A 15,732-nucleotide genomic window follows, 5' to 3' on the forward strand; every position below is an offset into this window, starting at 1 on the left:
CGTCGGTTGCAAATCTGTCCGCCGTCCGCGGCTCCGAGGCGTGGCCTGCGTTACCGATGAGAGAACGACTGCATCCCGGAACCGGTAACCTGCGGTCGTGAACCGCACGAACCGCTCGGTGTCGAGGAGCGAACCGCATCGGGGCAGCCGGCGGAGAGGAAAAGCGTCGAGAGGCGTCTACGCGCGCGGGAACGTCAGCGAGACGACGGCGCCGCCGCCCTCCCGGTCCGCGAACGCCAGCGTCGCCCCGTGCGAGGAGGCGACGGCCTCGACGACCCACAGACCGAGGCCGCTGCCGTGCGTGAGCGACGTTATCTCGGCGTCGCCGGTGACCACGTCGCGCTCGTGGGTCGGGATGCCCGGCCCGTCGTCGCTCACGCGGAGTTCGACGGCGTCGGGCGAGACGTAGACGCTCACCTCGACGGCCGAACCGCCGTGCTCTAAGGAGTTCTTCACGAGTTCGTCCAGCGCGGTGCGGACGCCCTTGCTGCCGAGCACCGTCGCGTCGAGGCCCGTCTCGGCGTCGAGGCGGACGGTCGCCTCCGGGTTGCGCTCGCGGGCGTCCTCGACGGCCGCGCGCGCGACGGCCGAGAGGTCCGTCTCGACGTACTCCGACGCCTCGCGCTCCTGCGCCTGCGTGATGGCTTTCGCGCCGTCGGCGAGGCTGCTGACCGCGGCGGAACTCCGCTGGAGCGCCGCCGCGGACCGCGCGAGCGTCCCGTCGTCGCCGGCGGCGCCGGCCACGATGTCCGCGTGGCCGGTGAGCACCTGCGCCTCGTTGCGGAGGTTGTGCCGGAGGACGCGGTTCAGCACCGCCGTCTGTCGCCGCTGTCGCGCGAGTTGCTCCGCGCGGACCCGGCGGGCGTCGTAGACGCCGATGATGACGTGCGCCGCCGCGCCGATGGCGAGGAGGTTACCGACGGTGAACGCCGAGGCGTCGACGCCGCCCGCGAACGCGCCCTGCGCGGCGGCGTGCGCCGCCATGACGCCGCCGAGGACGACGACGCCGAGCAGGTTCCAGACGGCGATTCTGGCGGCGTTGCGGTCGGTGAAGCGGCTCCAGTACAGCAGTCCGCCGGCGGCGACGAGACCCACCGAGACGACCGACCCGAGCAGCGAGAGGACGACGACGACGCCGTCGTCCGCGCCGCGGAGCAGCGGTGCGAGGTTCGGGACGAGCAGGACGAGTCCGGTCAGCGCGACGAGTCCGCTGGCGGCGACGCGGACCGCGGACGTCGACTGCCGCGCGGCGGACTCGGGGGGCGACCCGAACCCGACGCGCTCCGCGAGCGTGAGAACTCTCGTGAGCATACGCCCGGACGGAGGGAGCGCGAGAAGATGTATTCTCGGTGTTAATTCTCAAAAAGGATAACGAAACGGGGCGGGCCGACGGCGCGGGACGCGGTGAGGCGGCGACGGACGCGCCGCCGTCGCGTCTCTCAGCTCAGAACTGGTCGATGGACTGCGGCAGTTCGAGCTTCATGCCCTTGCGCTCTCGAATCTCCATGATGATGTCGCGCTGGAGATTGTCCGCGAGCACGCGGAAGCCGGCGTTCTCCGTGTTCCACGACGCGCGGCCCTCGGTGGCCGAGCGGATGTCCGAGGAGAACCCGATCATCTCTTCGACGGGCGCGATGCCCTCGATGACCATGAGGTCACCCTCCTGGAACATGTCGTCGACGCGGCCGCGGCGACCCTGAATCTCGCCGGAGGCCGAGCCCATGTGTTCGGAGGGAACGTCGATGCGGACGTTCTGGATGGGTTCGAGCATCTTGATGTCGGCGTCGATGAGCGCGCGGTGGACGGCCTCGCGGACCGCGGGGATGACCTGCGCGGGACCGCGGTGGATGGTGTCCTCGTGGAGGCGCGCGTCGTGCAGGCGCAGCAGCGCACCCTGCACGGGTTCGGCGGCCAGCGGACCGTCGTCGAGCGCCTCGTCGAGACCCTCGATGACGAGTTCCATCGTCTCGTTCAGGTGCTGGATACCCTTCGTGTCGTCGAGGAGGATGTTCGTCCCGTGGATGTGCTCGACGTTCTGCGAGGAGTCCTTGTCCATGCCGGCCTCCTGCAGCGCCTCGCGGCGCTCCAGTTCGGGCATGTCCATGGAGACTTCGCCGAGTTTGATCTGCTCGACGATGTCCTCCGAGAGGGGTTCGACGGTGATGTAGAACTTGTTGTGGCGGTTCGGGGAGACGCCCTCCACCTCGCGGGAGGCGCCCTGCGGCGCCTCGCGGTAGACCACGATGGGCTCACCGGTCTGGACCGGGATGCCCTGGTTCTTCTGGATGCGCTGGGTGATGACTTCGAGGTGGAGTTCGCCCTGTCCGCTGATGAGGTGCTCGCCGGTGTCCTCGTTAATCTCGACGCGGATGGTGGGGTCCTCCTTGGCGACCTGCTGGAGCGTCTCGATGAGTTTCGGCAGGTCGTCCATGCTCTTGGCCTCGACGGACTTCGTGATGACCGGCTCGGAGATGTGCTCGATGGACTCGAACGGCGTCATCTCGATGGAGGAGACGGTGGAACCGGCGATGGCGTCACGGAGACCCGTGACGGCCGCGATGTTCCCCGCGGGGACGCCGCGGTCCAACTCCTCCCGTTCGCCGCCCATGAAGATACCGACGGACTGTACACGGTTCTTGCCCGCGGTGCCCGAGACGTACAGCTCTTGACCCTTCTTGATGGTCCCCGAGAACAGGCGACCGGTCGCGATTTCGCCCGCGTGGGGGTCCATCGAGATGTCGGTCACCATGAAGACGACGTCGCCGTCGTCGTCGACTTCGCGCATCTGCCGCGCGAGTTCCGTCTCGTCGTCGCCGCGCCAGACGCGCGGAATACGACGGGGCTGGGCGTCGAGCGGGTTCGGGAAGTGCTCGGCGACCATGTCGAGGACGACGTCCGACAGGGGCGTCCGCTCGTGGAGTTCCTGCCGCTGGCCGTCCTGTTCGAGTTCGATGATGTCGCCGAACGACATACCCGTCTCCTGCATCGACGGGAGCGAGACGCCCCACTTGTAGAGGGCCGACCCGAAGGCGACGGTGCCGTCCTCGACGGAGACGGTCCAGTCCTCGACGTCGTCCATGTCCTCGGTCATCCCGCGGATGAGTTCGTTGACGTCGCCGATGACGTCGGTGAGACGCTGTTGCATCTCCTCGGGACCCTCCTGCAGTTCCGAGATGAGGCGGTCGACCTTGTTGATGAACAGCGCCGGCTTGACGCCCTCGCGGAGCGCCTGCCGGACGACCGTCTCGGTCTGCGGCATCGCGCCCTCGACGGCGTCGACGACGACCAGTGCGCCGTCGACGGCGCGCATCGCGCGCGTCACGTCGCCGCCGAAGTCGACGTGCCCCGGCGTGTCAATGAGGTTGATGAGGTGGTTCTTCTCCTGGTACTCGTGCGTCATCGACACGTTCGCCGCGTCGATGGTGATACCGCGTTCCTGTTCGTCCTCCTCGGTGTCCATCATGAGGCGCGTCGCCTCGCCCTCGTCGGCGATCATACCCGCGCCGGCGAGGAGGTTGTCTGTCAGGGTGGTTTTCCCGTGGTCGACGTGAGCCGCGATGGCGATGTTCCGGATCTGCTCCGGCTTGTCCATCAGCTTCTCACATTCTTGGACGATTTTCTTTCGTCGGCCCATTATACCGGTTCGTACTGGTAGGAGGGTCAAAAGGGTAGTGTTTTGCCGGTGGCGAAACGGCCGCTACGCGGCGCTCTCGCCGCGGTATGACTCCTTTTGCCACGATTCCGGAGACCGGAGCGTCACGGCCCGAGTGCCGTCGCGCGGCCGGCGGCGCGGACCCGTCGGCCGGCACAAGAGTCTTTGTTGCAGACGCCGTGATACTGATACGCATGGATATACGAGTGCTCGGGTCCGCGCCGCCGGATCCGTTTCTCAGCGCCGTCGACCTCTTCGAGACGGAGTACGACCTGGAGAAACCCGTCCACGTCTCCGTCCGCGACGACCCCGACGAACGGACGTGGGCGGCCCACTACGACGACAGACACGAACTGAACATCTCCCGACAGGCAGCCACGAGCGCCATGGCCCGAGAACTCGTCCTCCACGAACTCTCCCACATGGCGCGCAACGAGGAGCGCCACGCCTCGCACGTCCAATCGACCGAGGAGGCCCTCTACCTCGCGCTCTCCGGGAACTCCGTCGAGCGCAGGAAGCTCGCGCACTGCTACCAGATAGCGAACCACATGAAGGACATCTACGCCGACGACATCACCCTCTCGCTGGCGCCGGCGGAGAAACTCGTCCACTTCCTCGAGTCCGAACTCGCGCGCGCCGTCGCCGCCAACCCCGGCCCGTCGCCGTGGCCGGACTCCCGCCTCGTCACCGCGGACGCCGACCCCGAGATAACCGCCGTCAACGCCGCGTTCGCCCTCGCGCTGGTGGAGCGACACGACCTGATAGACGACGACCACCGCATCTACGACTTAGCGCACGCCGCCGCCGACGACGCGCCGAGCGTCGAACTCCCCGCGTTCAAGCGGCGGTTCCGCTCGCTGGCGGCCGACCCCACCGAGAGCGACTACCGGAAGGCACTCGTGGACGTGACGCGGGCGTACGCCGTCGGGACGAAGACCAACGGCGGGTCGGCGGCGGCCGACTGAGCGAGCGCCGCCGCTCGGCGGACAGAGAACGGAGACGAAGAGAACGAAAGCGGATAGGGAAGAGAGAAAGAACCGCGTCGCGCGCTTACCGGGCCGCTTCCGCGACGCGTTCGCGCTCTTCTTTCTGGTTGATGGCGTACGTCTGCACGTCGTAGTTCGACGCGCCGACGAGTTGCTGGGCGAGCGCCTCGGCGGCGCTCGTCGTGGACTTGTAGGAGCCGCTCTGGGTGCCGTCCGCGATGAACTTCAGCGCCTGGTCGACGCGGCGCTGGGGCGCGACGTCGACGGCCTGCGGGACGGAGATGCCGCCGTACTTGAGACGAACCGTCTCCTCGCGGGGCGCGGCGTTCTCGACGGCGGTGACGAGCACCTGAATCGGGTTCTCCTCGGTGCGCTCGTGGACGAGTTCGAACGCCTCCTTGACTATCTTCATCGTCTTCTGCTTGTGGCCCGTGTTGTCCTCCGACTGCATGAGTCGGTTGACGAGCCGTTCGACGATGCTGATCTCGCTCTTCTTGAACTGCTTGGAGGCGTGGCGGCCCATCGTGTGCGCGATGGGCGTGACGTTGATGTAGCGCTGAGTCGAGGGGTCGGAGTACTCCATCTCGACGATGTCCCAGACGCCGAACAGCTGCGCGTTCGCCGTCGCTTCCTCGGAGTCCGCGGGCGCGTCCGGCTCGGGTTGGTCGCTCTCGGACATTATCGGACGGGTTTCTCCGCGTTACCGCGAACCAGTTCGATCATCGATACGCCGTTGACCTTCTCGACTTTGTAGTTGACGCCCGAGAGGTCGCCCATCGCGCGGCCCTTCGCCCCGCCGATGCCGGCGATGGTGACCTCGTCGTGCTCGTCGATGAAGGAGATAGCGCCGTCACCGGGACAGAACGCGGTGACCTGCTTTCCGTTCTTGATGAGCTGAACTCGGACGCACTTTCGGATGGCCGAGTTAGGCTGCTTTGCCTCGATGCCGACCTTCTCGAGGACGATACCCCGAGCCTGCGGGGCGCCTTCGAGGGGGTCGGACTTCTTGCGGAGACCGCGTTCGCGGCGCGCGTACTCGGAGTCGGACCAGCGTCGCTTCTGCCGGTCCTGTTTGAGTTTGCGCGCGGCGTATTTGCCGTTCGCCATAGTAACACGGACTTCCCGACGGAGCTACTTAAGCCTCCCTTTTCGAATCCGGCGAGACGGCCGGAGGTCGGATTAGCGACCCCTAAGGACGTTTCTGAGGCCGTTTCTCGTCGAGAGTTACGCCTTCTGCGGACGGCGCAGGTCGGGAACGGTTCTGAGAGGCCGTCTCGTCGCCTCGGGCGGTCACTCCGACGGGTCGTCGACCGAGACGCCGCCGGAGAGATGCTGGTAGGCGGGCGGGCCGAGCGAGAATCCCTCCTCCTCGCAGACCGCGTGTATCCGCCCCTTCGCCTCCGAATTCACCGTCGCCACGTCGGTTTCCATCGGGTTCGCCACCCAGTAGACGACGCTCACCCACACGGCGGAGGCGTCGAACTCCTCGACGGTAGCCGACGGCTCCGGGTCCTCGCGGACGTCGTCTATCGCCGTGAGCGCCGGCGCTAACGACGCGTCCACCCGGTCGATGTCCACGCCGTAGTCGAACGGGAGTCTGACCTCCTCGCGGACGCGGCTCCGGCTGTACGGTCTGTCGACGGCGTTGGCAGCCAGTTCCGTGTTCGGAACGGTCACCTCCCGGTGGTCGACGGTGCGGACGCGCGTCGTTCGGAAGCCGATGGCCTCGACGGTCCCCTCCCGTTCGTTCCACGCGATGTAGTCGTCGACGTTGAAGTTGGGGTCGGTGACGAGGAACATCCCGCTGACGAGGTTGCCGACCACCTCCTGCCCGGCGACGCCGATGACGAGCGTCGCCGCGGCGACGACGAGCGCGGAGCGCGTCAACACCCGTCCGTACCCCGCCGCGAGGACGGCGGCGACGACGGCGACGGCGAACACGGCGATTCGCAGGTAGAGGTCGGCCGCCTCCTGGACCGTCGGGTTCTCGCGGTTCCGGCGACGCACGACGCGGACGGCGGCCGGGACGGCGAGGAAGCGACCGACGAGCGAGACGACGAGGAACGCGACGACGGCGGCGGCGGCCCGCCTTACGGCGGGGTCGAGTTCCGAGGCGAACGGCGCGAGTTGGTCGAACGGAGCGGCGAACATGGCTGACGCTCTCGGGTTCGGCGTCCGTGCGGAAGTGCGTCGGGGCCGCGGCGTCGGCGGCCGCGTCCCCTCACGTCAACTGGATGTCGTCGACGTCGTGGTGTCGTTCGGCGAGCGTCCGGGCCGTCTCGATGTTCTTTCCGTCCTTACCGATGGCGACGCCGCGGTCCTCGTCGGCGACTTCGACGTACGCCACGCGGTCGTTCTGCTCGGAGACGGTCACGTGCCGGACGGCGGCGGGCGCGAGCGTGCTCGCGACGAACGCCTCCGTCGTGTCGGCGTCCTCGATGAGTTCGACCGAGCGACCGAGTTTCTCCTCGACGGCGTGGACGTGTTGTCCCCGCGGACCGATGGCCTGTCCCATCTGCCCCGCGGCGACGAGGATGACCACGCGGTCGTCGAGCACGAGACAGTCGCGCGCGACCGCGTCCGTCTCGTCCTCGAAGAGGGCGATGAACTGCCGCGCCGTATCCGACAGCGTGACCGTCATCCGTCAGTCGTCCGAGGGCTCCGGCGCGGGCGCGTCCGTCTCGGTCGGCGCTTCGATGGACCCCATGCGCAGGTCCACGTCGCCGGTGCCGGTTGCGATTGGTTTCCCGACGATGACGTTCTCGATGATGCCGTCGAGGTCGTCCTCCTCGCCGTGGACGGCGGCGTCGAGCAGGTGGTTCACCGTCACCTCGAACGCCGCGCGGGCGAGCACGGAGTCCTTCGACCCCGAGATGCCGTGCCGGCCGATGGACTCTATCTCGCCGCGGTTCGTCATGATGTCCGCGACGAGCATCAGGTGCCGGACGTTCACGTCGTCGAGACCCTGCTCGCGCAGCGTGTTCATCGTCTCGTCGATGATGGCCTCGCGGGCCGCCTCGACGCCGAGGTTGCGGTATATCTCGTGGATGTTGTTACTCGTCGTGCGCGAGGCGTCGACGCCCTCGATAGCGAGGACGTCGCCGAACGCCGACCCCTCCGTGTAGAGGACGAACTCCTCGCCGTCGGTCTCCTCGTTGTCCTCCTTGCGGATGACGACGCGGGTGACCTCCTCGATTCCCTTGAAGACGATGTCGCGCAGTTCCTCGACCAACTGGAGGAGGCGCCGGTAACTCGGCGACTCGGGGCCGAACTCCACGACGGTGCCCGAGCGCTGCGTGGCGACGCCGAGGGCGTCCTCGATGGTCTCGGATATCTCCTGTGCGATGGTGTCGACGTTGTCCACCGTCGGCCACCGCTCCAACAGCGTCTCCTCGTTCAGGTCGATTTGGACGACCATGTCGGCGACGTTCGTCGACACGTCGCCGAGGGCGAGTATCTTCGTCGCCTCCATCGACCAGACGACCTCGTGGGCGCGTTCGCGTTCGGTCGCGTACTCGCCCTCGAGGAAGACGGTCATCATCGGCGTGTCGGGCGTCTTCCGCGCGTCCACCAGTTCGATGAGGCGCGGCAGCCCCTGCGTCACGTCGATTTCGGCGACGCCCGCGTAGTGGAACGTGTTCATCGTCATCTGCGTCCCCGGTTCCCCGATGGACTGCGCGGAGACGGTGCCGACGGGGTCCAGCGGGTCGACGCGGGTGTCGAGGTAGCGCGCCTCGACGGCCTGCGCTATCTCGTCGGCGCGGGCGGGCGAGACGCCCTCCCGGCCCTCGATGGTGTCGTAGATGCGCGTCTTCAGTCGGCGCGGGAGGTCGCGGTCCTCCACGAGCGCTTCGACGTCCTCGCTGATGTGTTCGTACTCAGTCATCCGACTGCACCTCCGGGCTCTGGGCCTTGTCGAGGCCCGGACCGGCGTACTCCGAGAGGTTCGTCGGCGGTTCGCGGCGGCCGAGGAACCGGTCTTTCTCCTCGTCTGAGGTGAACTCCGCGTCGAGGACGCGGTCGGCGATGTTCTCGACGTCGATACCGTCCTGCTCGTTCGAGGACACCTTCACCGGCGAGGTGCCGTCCTCGCCGAACTCGAACTGCACGATGGTGCCCGAGGTGTCGCGGACGGTGCCGTCGTACTGCGCCTCCAGTTCGGTCAAGGCGTTGATGAGCCGACGCTGGAGGTACCCGGACTTCGACGTCCGGACGGCCGTGTCGACCAGCCCCTCGCGTCCGCCCATCGCGTGGAAGAAGAACTCCGTCGGCGTCAGCCCACCGCGGTAGGAGTTCTCGACGAAGCCGTGGGCCTCGGCGGAGAGGTCCTCCGGCTGGTAGTGGCTGAGCGTGCGGCCCTCGTAGCCGCGGTTGATGCGCTCGCCGCGAACGGCCTGCTGGCCGACGCAGCCGGCCATCTGCGTGAGGTTCAGCATCGACCCACGCGCCCCGGACCGCGCCATGACGACCGCCGGGTTGTCGTCGGTGAAGTGGTCGTCGGCGATTTCGCCGGCCGAGTCGCGCGCCTTGCCGAGCTGCTGCATGATCTTCATCTCCAGCGTCTCGTCGACGGTGCGGCCCGGCAGCGACTCCAGTTCGCCGGCCTCGTAGATGCTGATGAGCTCCTGCACGCGGTCGTAGGCGCTCTGGATGGCCTCGTCGACCTGCTCGTTTGCCTCCCCCGGAATCGACTCGTCGTCGATACCGATGGAGAATCCGAAGTGCATGATGGCGCGCATCGCCAGCGAGGCGACCTCGTTGATGAACACGCGCGCTCGCGTCTTCGAGTACACCTTCGCCAGCGTGTCGACGACTTCCCCGCCGAACGCGCCGACGGCGTCCTCGTCGATGGTCCCCTCGACGAGTTGGCCGTCCTCGATGACGACGGCGTCGCCCGTCGAGGAGGTGAACTCGAGGTTCAGGTCGTCGGGCAGGAGTTCGCTGAACAGCTGTCGGCCGGTCCAGTACGGCCGGCCGTCCTCCTCCTCGCCCGCCGGTTCGGGGAGCGTGTCGATGCTCGTCGCGCGGAGCAGGTCCAGCGCCTGCGTCTCCGAGAAGTGCGGGTTGCCGTTCGTCAGCAGGTACGTCCCGGAGATGTGGTCCTGAATCGCGCCGATGATGTTCTGCCCGAAGCGCGGGCTGAGAATCTGCTCCTGCACGCGCATGAGGACGCGCGCCTCGGCGCGGGCCTCCTCCGTCTGGAGGGCGTGCATGTTCATCTCGTCCCCGTCGAAGTCGGCGTTGTACGGGGGACAGACGACGGTGTTCAGCCGGAACGTCTTGTACGGCATCACGACCACTTCGTGGGCCATGATGGACATCCGGTGCAGCGACGGCTGCCGGTTGAAGATGATGATGTCGCCGTCGATGAGGTGGCGGTTGACCTCCCACCCGGCCTCGACCTTCTCGGCGAGTTCCTCGCAGTTCTTCTCGGTCACCTTCAGGCGGCGGCCGTCGGGTCGCTTGACGTAGTTGGCGCCGGGGTGACCCTCGGGGCCGTTGCGGACGAACTGCTGGGCGTTGTCGAGGTTCCGCTGGGTGACGTTCATCGTCTGTGTCATCTCGCGGGCGACGCGTTCGGGAACGCCCACCTCGTTCAAGGAGAGGGTCGGGTCCGGCGAGATGACGGTCCGCGCGGAGAAGTTCACGCGCTTACCGGACAGGGAGCCGCGGAAGCGGCCCTCCTTACCCTTCAGCCGCTGGCTGAGCGTCTTCAGCGGGCGGCCCGAGCGGTGCCGCGCGGGCGGCGTGCCCGAAATCTCGTTGTCGATGAACGTGGTGACGTGGTACTGCAGCAGTTCCCAGAGGTCCTCGATAATCAGTTGCGGGGCGCCGGCCTCGCGGTTCTCCATGAACCGCTGGTTGATGCGGATGATGTCGACCAGCTTGTGGGTCAGGTCGTCCTCGGAGCGCTGGCCGTTGTCCAGCGTGATGGAGGGACGGGCGGTCACCGGCGGGACGGGGAGCACGGTCAGAATCATCCACTCGGGGCGCGCCCGCGAGGGGTCGATGCCGAGCGTGACGATGTCCTCGTCCGGGATGTCCTCGAACCAGTCGCGGATGTCCGAGGGCATCAGCTTGTTCATGTCCTCCTCGGTGAGGTCCACGTCCAGCGCCTTCTCCAGTTTCTTGCGGTCGTCGCCGACCGGTCGGAACTCGCCCGAGAGAATCTGGTTGACGCGCTGGAGCGCGATGCCCGTCTCGTCGGCGAGCGTCGCGGGCGCGATGCCGGCGTCGTCCTCGTCCTCCTCGTCGGGCTGCATCGCCGAGGCGATGCGCTCGGAGAAGTCGCCCGCGAGCACGTCCTGCACCTCGTAGTACGTGGTCGGCTTCTCGTGCTTGATGTCGTGCTGGGGGGCGCCGCAGTGCGGGCAGCGCTTGGCCTTCCGCGCCTGCCGGACCGCCGACTTCAGCACGTCCGTCCAGTCGTCGCCGAGTTCTTCCGTTCGGGTGAGACCGCTGCGGAACTCCTCGGACTCCTCGTCGGTCAAGGAGAGGCGACCGCACTCCCGGCACGTCGAACGCAGGAGCCGGCGGATGAGCTTCGTGAAGCCGACGTGGATGACGGGCGCGGCCAGTTCGATGTGGCCGAAGTGGCCGTTACAGGACCCCGAGTGCGACCCGCAGGTCCGACACTCCAGCCCGGGGTCGATGACGCCGAGGCGGGGGTCCATCAGGCCCATGTCGATTGGGTAGCCGTCGTCGTCGTAGGTGTCCGCGGTGATGACCTTCGTCGCGGACATGTCTCGGTACGTCTCCGGGTCCATCAGCCCGAACTGGATGGATCCGATCTCCTTCGGTGTCTGCATTGACATTGTTGTGGGGGGTTAGACTGCGTCCTCGAGGTCCAGGCGCGGTCGGATGCCGAGCGCTATCATCTCGTCCAGCAGTAGCTTGAACGCGTAGCTGATCTCTATCTCGTGGATGTTGTCCTCGTCGCCGCTGACGGGGTCGTAGATACGGCGCTGGTCGCGGTCCTCGACGGCGACCATCCCGGTGTCCGCGGAGACGTACACCGTCTCCTTGTCGGAGGAGTCGAGCAGGCGCTCCTGGAGGACCATCGCGGCGCCGTGCCCGATGACGGTGTCGCGCTCCATCTCTCCGAGTCGGAGGCCACCCTCGCGGGCGCGCCCCTCGGTGGGCTGACGGGTGAGCACCTGCACCGGCCCGCGCGAACGGGCGTGCAGCTTGTTGCTCACCATGTGGTACAGCTTGTGGTAGAAGATGATGCCGACGAATATCTCGGCCTCGATCTTCTCGCCGGTGACGCCGGAGTACATGACCTCCTTGCCGGAGGACTCGAACCCGTGGTCTTCGAGCGCACCGCGGAGTTCCTCCTCGTCCTCGCCCTGGAAGGCGGTGCCGTCGACGCGGCGGCCCTCGAGGGCGCCGACCTTCCCGCCGAGCATCTCCAGCACGTGGCCGACCGTCATGCGCGACGGCAGGGCGTGCGGGTTGAGCACCAGGTCGGGGACGACGCCGTCGGCGGTGAACGGCATGTCCTCCTGCGGCGCGAGGTGGCCGACGACGCCCTTCTGGCCGTGACGGGACGCGAACTTGTCGCCGAGTTCGGGGACGCGCTGGTCCCGGACGGAGACCTTCGCCAGCTTGGAGCCGTCCTCGCCCTCCATCAGGGTGACGGTGTCGACGACGCCCGACTCGCCCGAACGCATCGTCACGGACGTCTCGCGGCGCTTCTGCGGCGAGAGGCCGCCCATGTCGTCCGGCTCTTCGAGGAACCGGGGGGGAGAGGTCTTCCCGAGGAGGACGCTGTTCTCGTCGACGACCGTCTCGGGGTTGACCAGACCGTCCTCGTCGAGGTGGTTGTACGCGTCCTCACCGCGGGCGCCGCGCACGTCCTGGCTGGGGACCTCGAAGCGGTCCTCCTGTCCGCCGGGGTAGCGCCGCTCCTCGCCCTCGTACGTCCGGAAGAAGTGCGAACGGGCCATCGCGCGGTCGACCGAGCCCTTGTTCATGACGAGGGCGTCCTCGATGTTGAACCCCTCGTAGCTCATCACCGCGACGGTGAAGTTCTGCGCGGCGGGCCGTTCGTCGAACCCGATCTGCTCCGTGGTCTGGGTCTTCACCATCGAGAGCTGCGGGTAGTGCAGCAGGTGTTGACGCGTGTCCGGACGGATGCGGTAGTTCGCCGACGGCAGCCCGAGCGACTGCTTCATCATCCCCGCGCCCATGGTGATGCGCGGGCTGGCGTTGTGCTCGGGGTACGGAATCATCCCGGCGCCGATGCCGAAGATGAGCTGCGGGTCGATTTCGAGGTGCGTGTGCTCGTCGTTGAGGTCGTCCTCGTCGACGGCGACGTAGATGTCTTCCTCCTCCTCGGCGTCGATGAACTCGACGTAGCCGCGTTCGACGAGGTCCTCGAAGGACACCTCGTCGTTTCTGACGGCCTCTATCTCCTCGTCGGAGAGGAGCGGTTCGCCGTCCTCGACGACGATGAGGGGACGCCGGGCGCGGCCGGCGTCGGCGTTGATGATGACCTCGCGGGTGCGCCCCTTCACGGAGACGTTCACCATCTCGCTCACGTCGCCGCGGCGGCGGGCTTCTCGGATCTGGTCTGCGAGCTGTTCGGGGTCGGGGTGCGTCCCGACCAGGCTTCCGTTGACGTACACCTTCGCTTCGCGTTGCTGTGTCTGAGCCATGTATTAGTCGTCCGCGGGCGTGTTCGTGGGGTTCGTCGGTCCCTCGATGCCGGGGATGCCCTCGACCCCCATCGACGCCAGTTCGCGTTTGAGTCCCTGTTCGTCCTCGATGTTCTGCGAGAGCTCCATCGCCTGCGCGAAGTTCTTCACGAGCCCGCAGTTCGGTCCCTCCGGGGTCTCGGAGGGACAGATGCGACCCCACTGGGTCGCGTGCAGGTCGCGGGCCTCGAAGTGCGGCTGACTCCGCGAGAGCGGACTGCGGAGGCGGCGCAGGTGCGAGAGAACCCCCATGTAGTCGGTCCGGTCGACCAACTGCGAGACGCCCGAGCGACCGCCCACCCAGTTGCCCGTGGCGATGGGGTGTTCGAGCCGTTCGGTCAGCACGTCCGAGCGGACGACGGTGTTGACCGTGAGCTGACGGTTCCGCATGTTCGCGCGTTCGAGCTGGTACTTCACGTCGCGCGCCAGCTTGTTCAGCGCCGTCCGGAACAGGTCCTTCATCAGGTCGCCCGACACCTTGAGGCGCTTGTTGGCGTAGTGGTCCTTGTCGTCCGAGTCGCGGCGCTGGAGGGCGAGTTCGAAGCAGGCCTCGGCCATGCGGCAGAGGTAGAACGCCTTGTTGATGCGGACCTCCTCCTCCTCGACGCCGTCCTCGTGGAGGTGCGGCAGGAGGTAGCGGTCGATGACGTAGTTGGCGCGTTTGAGCTGGTAGTTCTTACCCTGCCCGCCGGCGACGCGCTTGCCGAGCGTCTCGATTGCCTCGGCCTCCGTCTGGACTTCGGCCTCCTCCAAGTTCTCCAGCATGAACTTGACAATCTCCGGGTCGTCGGAGACGCGGTGGACGATCTCCTCGTCGGATTCGAGCCCGAGCGCTCGGACGAGCGTGACGAACTCGACGCTCCCCGAGACGGAGGGGAACGACACTTCGAGGATGCCCTCGCGGTTGCGCTCGCAGAGGACGAGCGCGCGGTAACCGCGCCGTTGGGAGAACGTCTTCGCCACCTGGATCTCGTCGCCGTACTTCGTGTCGTACTCGGCGAGAATCTTGTTGGGGGCGAGGTCCTCCGACGTCATCAGCACCCGCTCGGAGCCGTTGACGATGAAGTAGCCGCCGGGGTCGACGGGGTCCTCGCCGATTTCGACGAGGTCCTCGTCGGAGAGGTCGCTGATGTTACACTTCGAGGAGCCGACCATGATGGGCATCCGGCCCACCTTCGTCTCCGTCGTGTCGACGACGACTTCCTCTTCCTCCTCGCCGCCGCGGACGATGGACATCTCCATGAACACCGGCGCGGCGTAGGTGATGTTGCGGAGGCGCGCCTCCTGCGGGAACAGGAGTTCCTCCGACCCGTCGGCCTCGCGGACGCGAGGCGTCTCGACGCGGATGTCCCCGAGTTCGACGAAGACGGGTTCCTCGCCCTCCTTGTCGCCGATGTCCGTGTCGATGGTCTCCTTCTCGGTCACGACTTCCTGCATGCCGCGTTCGAGGAAGTTGTTGAACGACCGGAAGTGGTGCTCTGCGAGGCGTTCCTGCGAGAAGTACTGGCGCGATACCGCGCGTCGATCCTGTCGATTCATTCGATCACCAGTCGGTATGTGACTGCTTTGTCCGTGGTCCGGGAGTCGCGGACGATCTTCACCACGTCACCCGTCTCCACGCCGTCGGGCGCCGCCGGGTCCGTCCGCTTTATTTTCGGAAGGTCCGTACGCTTCACGTCGTACTCTTCCAGCACCTCCTCGACCTCCTCCTCCTCGAGGAGGGTGTGCTCTGGAACGAGTTTGTGTTGGCTTACGTCTACCATGTATGGGTGGGGGAAGAAGTTCTCACGAGATACTACAGGCTCGTTCGGGAGGCATCCATTTAACCCTTGCCAACTGGGTCCGAGAAGCGCCGCTCTTCGCCACGAGCAGTCCCGTCGCCCCGTCTCCGCCCGCGTGCGGGGCCGACCATCGCCCGTCGGTCGGCGGGTGTGGGCGTTCGCGGGCGGTGCGACGGCACTCGCGTTGCATCCGACAACGCAAGAAGCCGATAAATGCCTTCCGGCGACCGCGACACTCACCGGCGCGAGAACGGGAACGGGAGTCGACGCGTTCGGGCGCGCGATGTCGCGCCGCCGTCAGGCGAACAGTACCGCGTGACGCGGTAGGAGCTACCACGCGGAGTGCATATGATAAGTCTTAATTAGTGAACCGCGCTACGATGGAGTAGAGCAGGCCCGGATGGTGTAGTGGCCCATCATACGACCCTGTCACGGTCGTGACGCGGGTTCAAATCCCGCTCCGGGCGCTGTTTGCTCTAGTACGCCTGCCCGGATGGTGTAGTGGCCCATCATACGACCCTGTCACGGTCGTGACGCGGGTTCAAATCCCGCTCCGGGCGCTTTTGTTCCTTCACTTTTCCAGCGAGGCGTCTCGTCGCCGAGCGACGAAAATG

The 15,732-nt window shown here is 66.9% G+C and carries 12 protein-coding genes and 2 tRNA genes; 3 read left to right on the forward strand and 11 right to left on the reverse strand.

What is annotated here, in order from left to right:
• Positions 1-177: 177 nt before the first annotated feature.
• Together NDI79_RS19950 and NDI79_RS19955 are read right to left on the reverse strand one after the other, a co-directional pair.
• Positions 178-1,311: a sensor histidine kinase gene (locus tag NDI79_RS19950; protein WP_310930448.1), complete on the reverse strand. Its 1,134-nt coding sequence runs from the start codon at positions 1,309-1,311 to the stop codon at positions 178-180.
• Positions 1,312-1,444: 133 nt separating this feature from the next.
• Positions 1,445-3,634 (reverse strand): elongation factor EF-2, encoded by a 2,190-nt coding sequence (locus NDI79_RS19955; RefSeq protein ID WP_310930449.1) that lies wholly within the window; start codon positions 3,632-3,634, stop codon positions 1,445-1,447.
• 212 nt (positions 3,635-3,846) lie between these two features.
• On the opposite strand from NDI79_RS19955, the gene NDI79_RS19960 reads away from it, so the two are divergent.
• Positions 3,847-4,617 carry a DUF5781 family protein gene (locus NDI79_RS19960; protein ID WP_310930450.1) on the forward strand — a complete coding sequence of 257 codons (771 nt, stop codon included), beginning with the start codon at positions 3,847-3,849 and terminating at the stop codon, positions 4,615-4,617.
• Positions 4,618-4,702: 85 nt separating this feature from the next.
• On the opposite strand, the gene NDI79_RS19965 is transcribed toward NDI79_RS19960, so the two are convergent.
• From NDI79_RS19965 to NDI79_RS20005, 9 genes are all read right to left on the reverse strand, one after another.
• Positions 4,703-5,317: a 30S ribosomal protein S7 gene (locus NDI79_RS19965; protein ID WP_310930451.1), complete on the reverse strand. Its 615-nt coding sequence runs from the start codon at positions 5,315-5,317 to the stop codon at positions 4,703-4,705.
• Positions 5,317-5,745: a 30S ribosomal protein S12 gene (locus NDI79_RS19970; protein WP_008386999.1), complete on the reverse strand. Its 429-nt coding sequence runs from the start codon at positions 5,743-5,745 to the stop codon at positions 5,317-5,319. Before NDI79_RS19970 ends, NDI79_RS19965 begins: the two co-directional genes overlap by 1 nt.
• Positions 5,746-5,928: 183 nt before the next feature.
• Entirely contained in the window at positions 5,929-6,789 is an 861-nt protein-coding gene (locus NDI79_RS19975; protein WP_310930452.1) for a mechanosensitive ion channel family protein, read from the reverse strand.
• 70 nt (positions 6,790-6,859) lie between these two features.
• Positions 6,860-7,279, reverse strand: a complete 420-nt coding sequence (locus NDI79_RS19980; RefSeq protein ID WP_310930453.1) for a NusA-like transcription termination signal-binding factor — start codon at positions 7,277-7,279, stop codon at positions 6,860-6,862.
• Between the two features lie 3 nt (positions 7,280-7,282).
• Positions 7,283-8,524 (reverse strand): DNA-directed RNA polymerase subunit A'', encoded by a 1,242-nt coding sequence (gene rpoA2, locus NDI79_RS19985; protein ID WP_310930454.1) that lies wholly within the window; start codon positions 8,522-8,524, stop codon positions 7,283-7,285.
• Positions 8,517-11,447, reverse strand: a complete 2,931-nt coding sequence (locus tag NDI79_RS19990) for a DNA-directed RNA polymerase subunit A' (protein ID WP_310930563.1) — start codon at positions 11,445-11,447, stop codon at positions 8,517-8,519. The genes rpoA2 and NDI79_RS19990 overlap by 8 nt, the downstream gene beginning before the upstream one ends.
• A gap of 18 nt (positions 11,448-11,465) precedes the next feature.
• Positions 11,466-13,298 (reverse strand): DNA-directed RNA polymerase subunit B, encoded by a 1,833-nt coding sequence (gene rpoB / locus NDI79_RS19995; protein WP_310930455.1) that lies wholly within the window; start codon positions 13,296-13,298, stop codon positions 11,466-11,468.
• Between the two features lie 3 nt (positions 13,299-13,301).
• Positions 13,302-14,876, reverse strand: a complete 1,575-nt coding sequence (locus NDI79_RS20000; RefSeq protein WP_310930456.1) for a DNA-directed RNA polymerase subunit B'' — start codon at positions 14,874-14,876, stop codon at positions 13,302-13,304.
• The gene (locus NDI79_RS20005; protein ID WP_310922436.1) at positions 14,873-15,100 is read right to left on the reverse strand and encodes a DNA-directed RNA polymerase subunit H; all 228 of its coding nucleotides are present in this window, start codon (positions 15,098-15,100) and stop codon (positions 14,873-14,875) included. Before NDI79_RS20005 ends, NDI79_RS20000 begins: the two co-directional genes overlap by 4 nt.
• Positions 15,101-15,512: 412 nt before the next feature.
• Here NDI79_RS20005 and NDI79_RS20010 point away from each other — a divergent pair.
• Both NDI79_RS20010 and NDI79_RS20015 read left to right on the forward strand, forming a co-directional pair.
• Positions 15,513-15,585: transfer RNA gene (locus NDI79_RS20010), tRNA-Asp, on the forward strand.
• Between the two features lie 20 nt (positions 15,586-15,605).
• Positions 15,606-15,678, forward strand: a tRNA-Asp gene (locus NDI79_RS20015).
• Positions 15,679-15,732: the final 54 nt, after the last annotated feature.

Origin of the sequence: Halogeometricum sp. S3BR5-2, from assembly GCF_031624635.1 — an archaeon.
Taxonomy (GTDB): domain Archaea; phylum Halobacteriota; class Halobacteria; order Halobacteriales; family Haloferacaceae; genus Halogeometricum; species Halogeometricum luteum.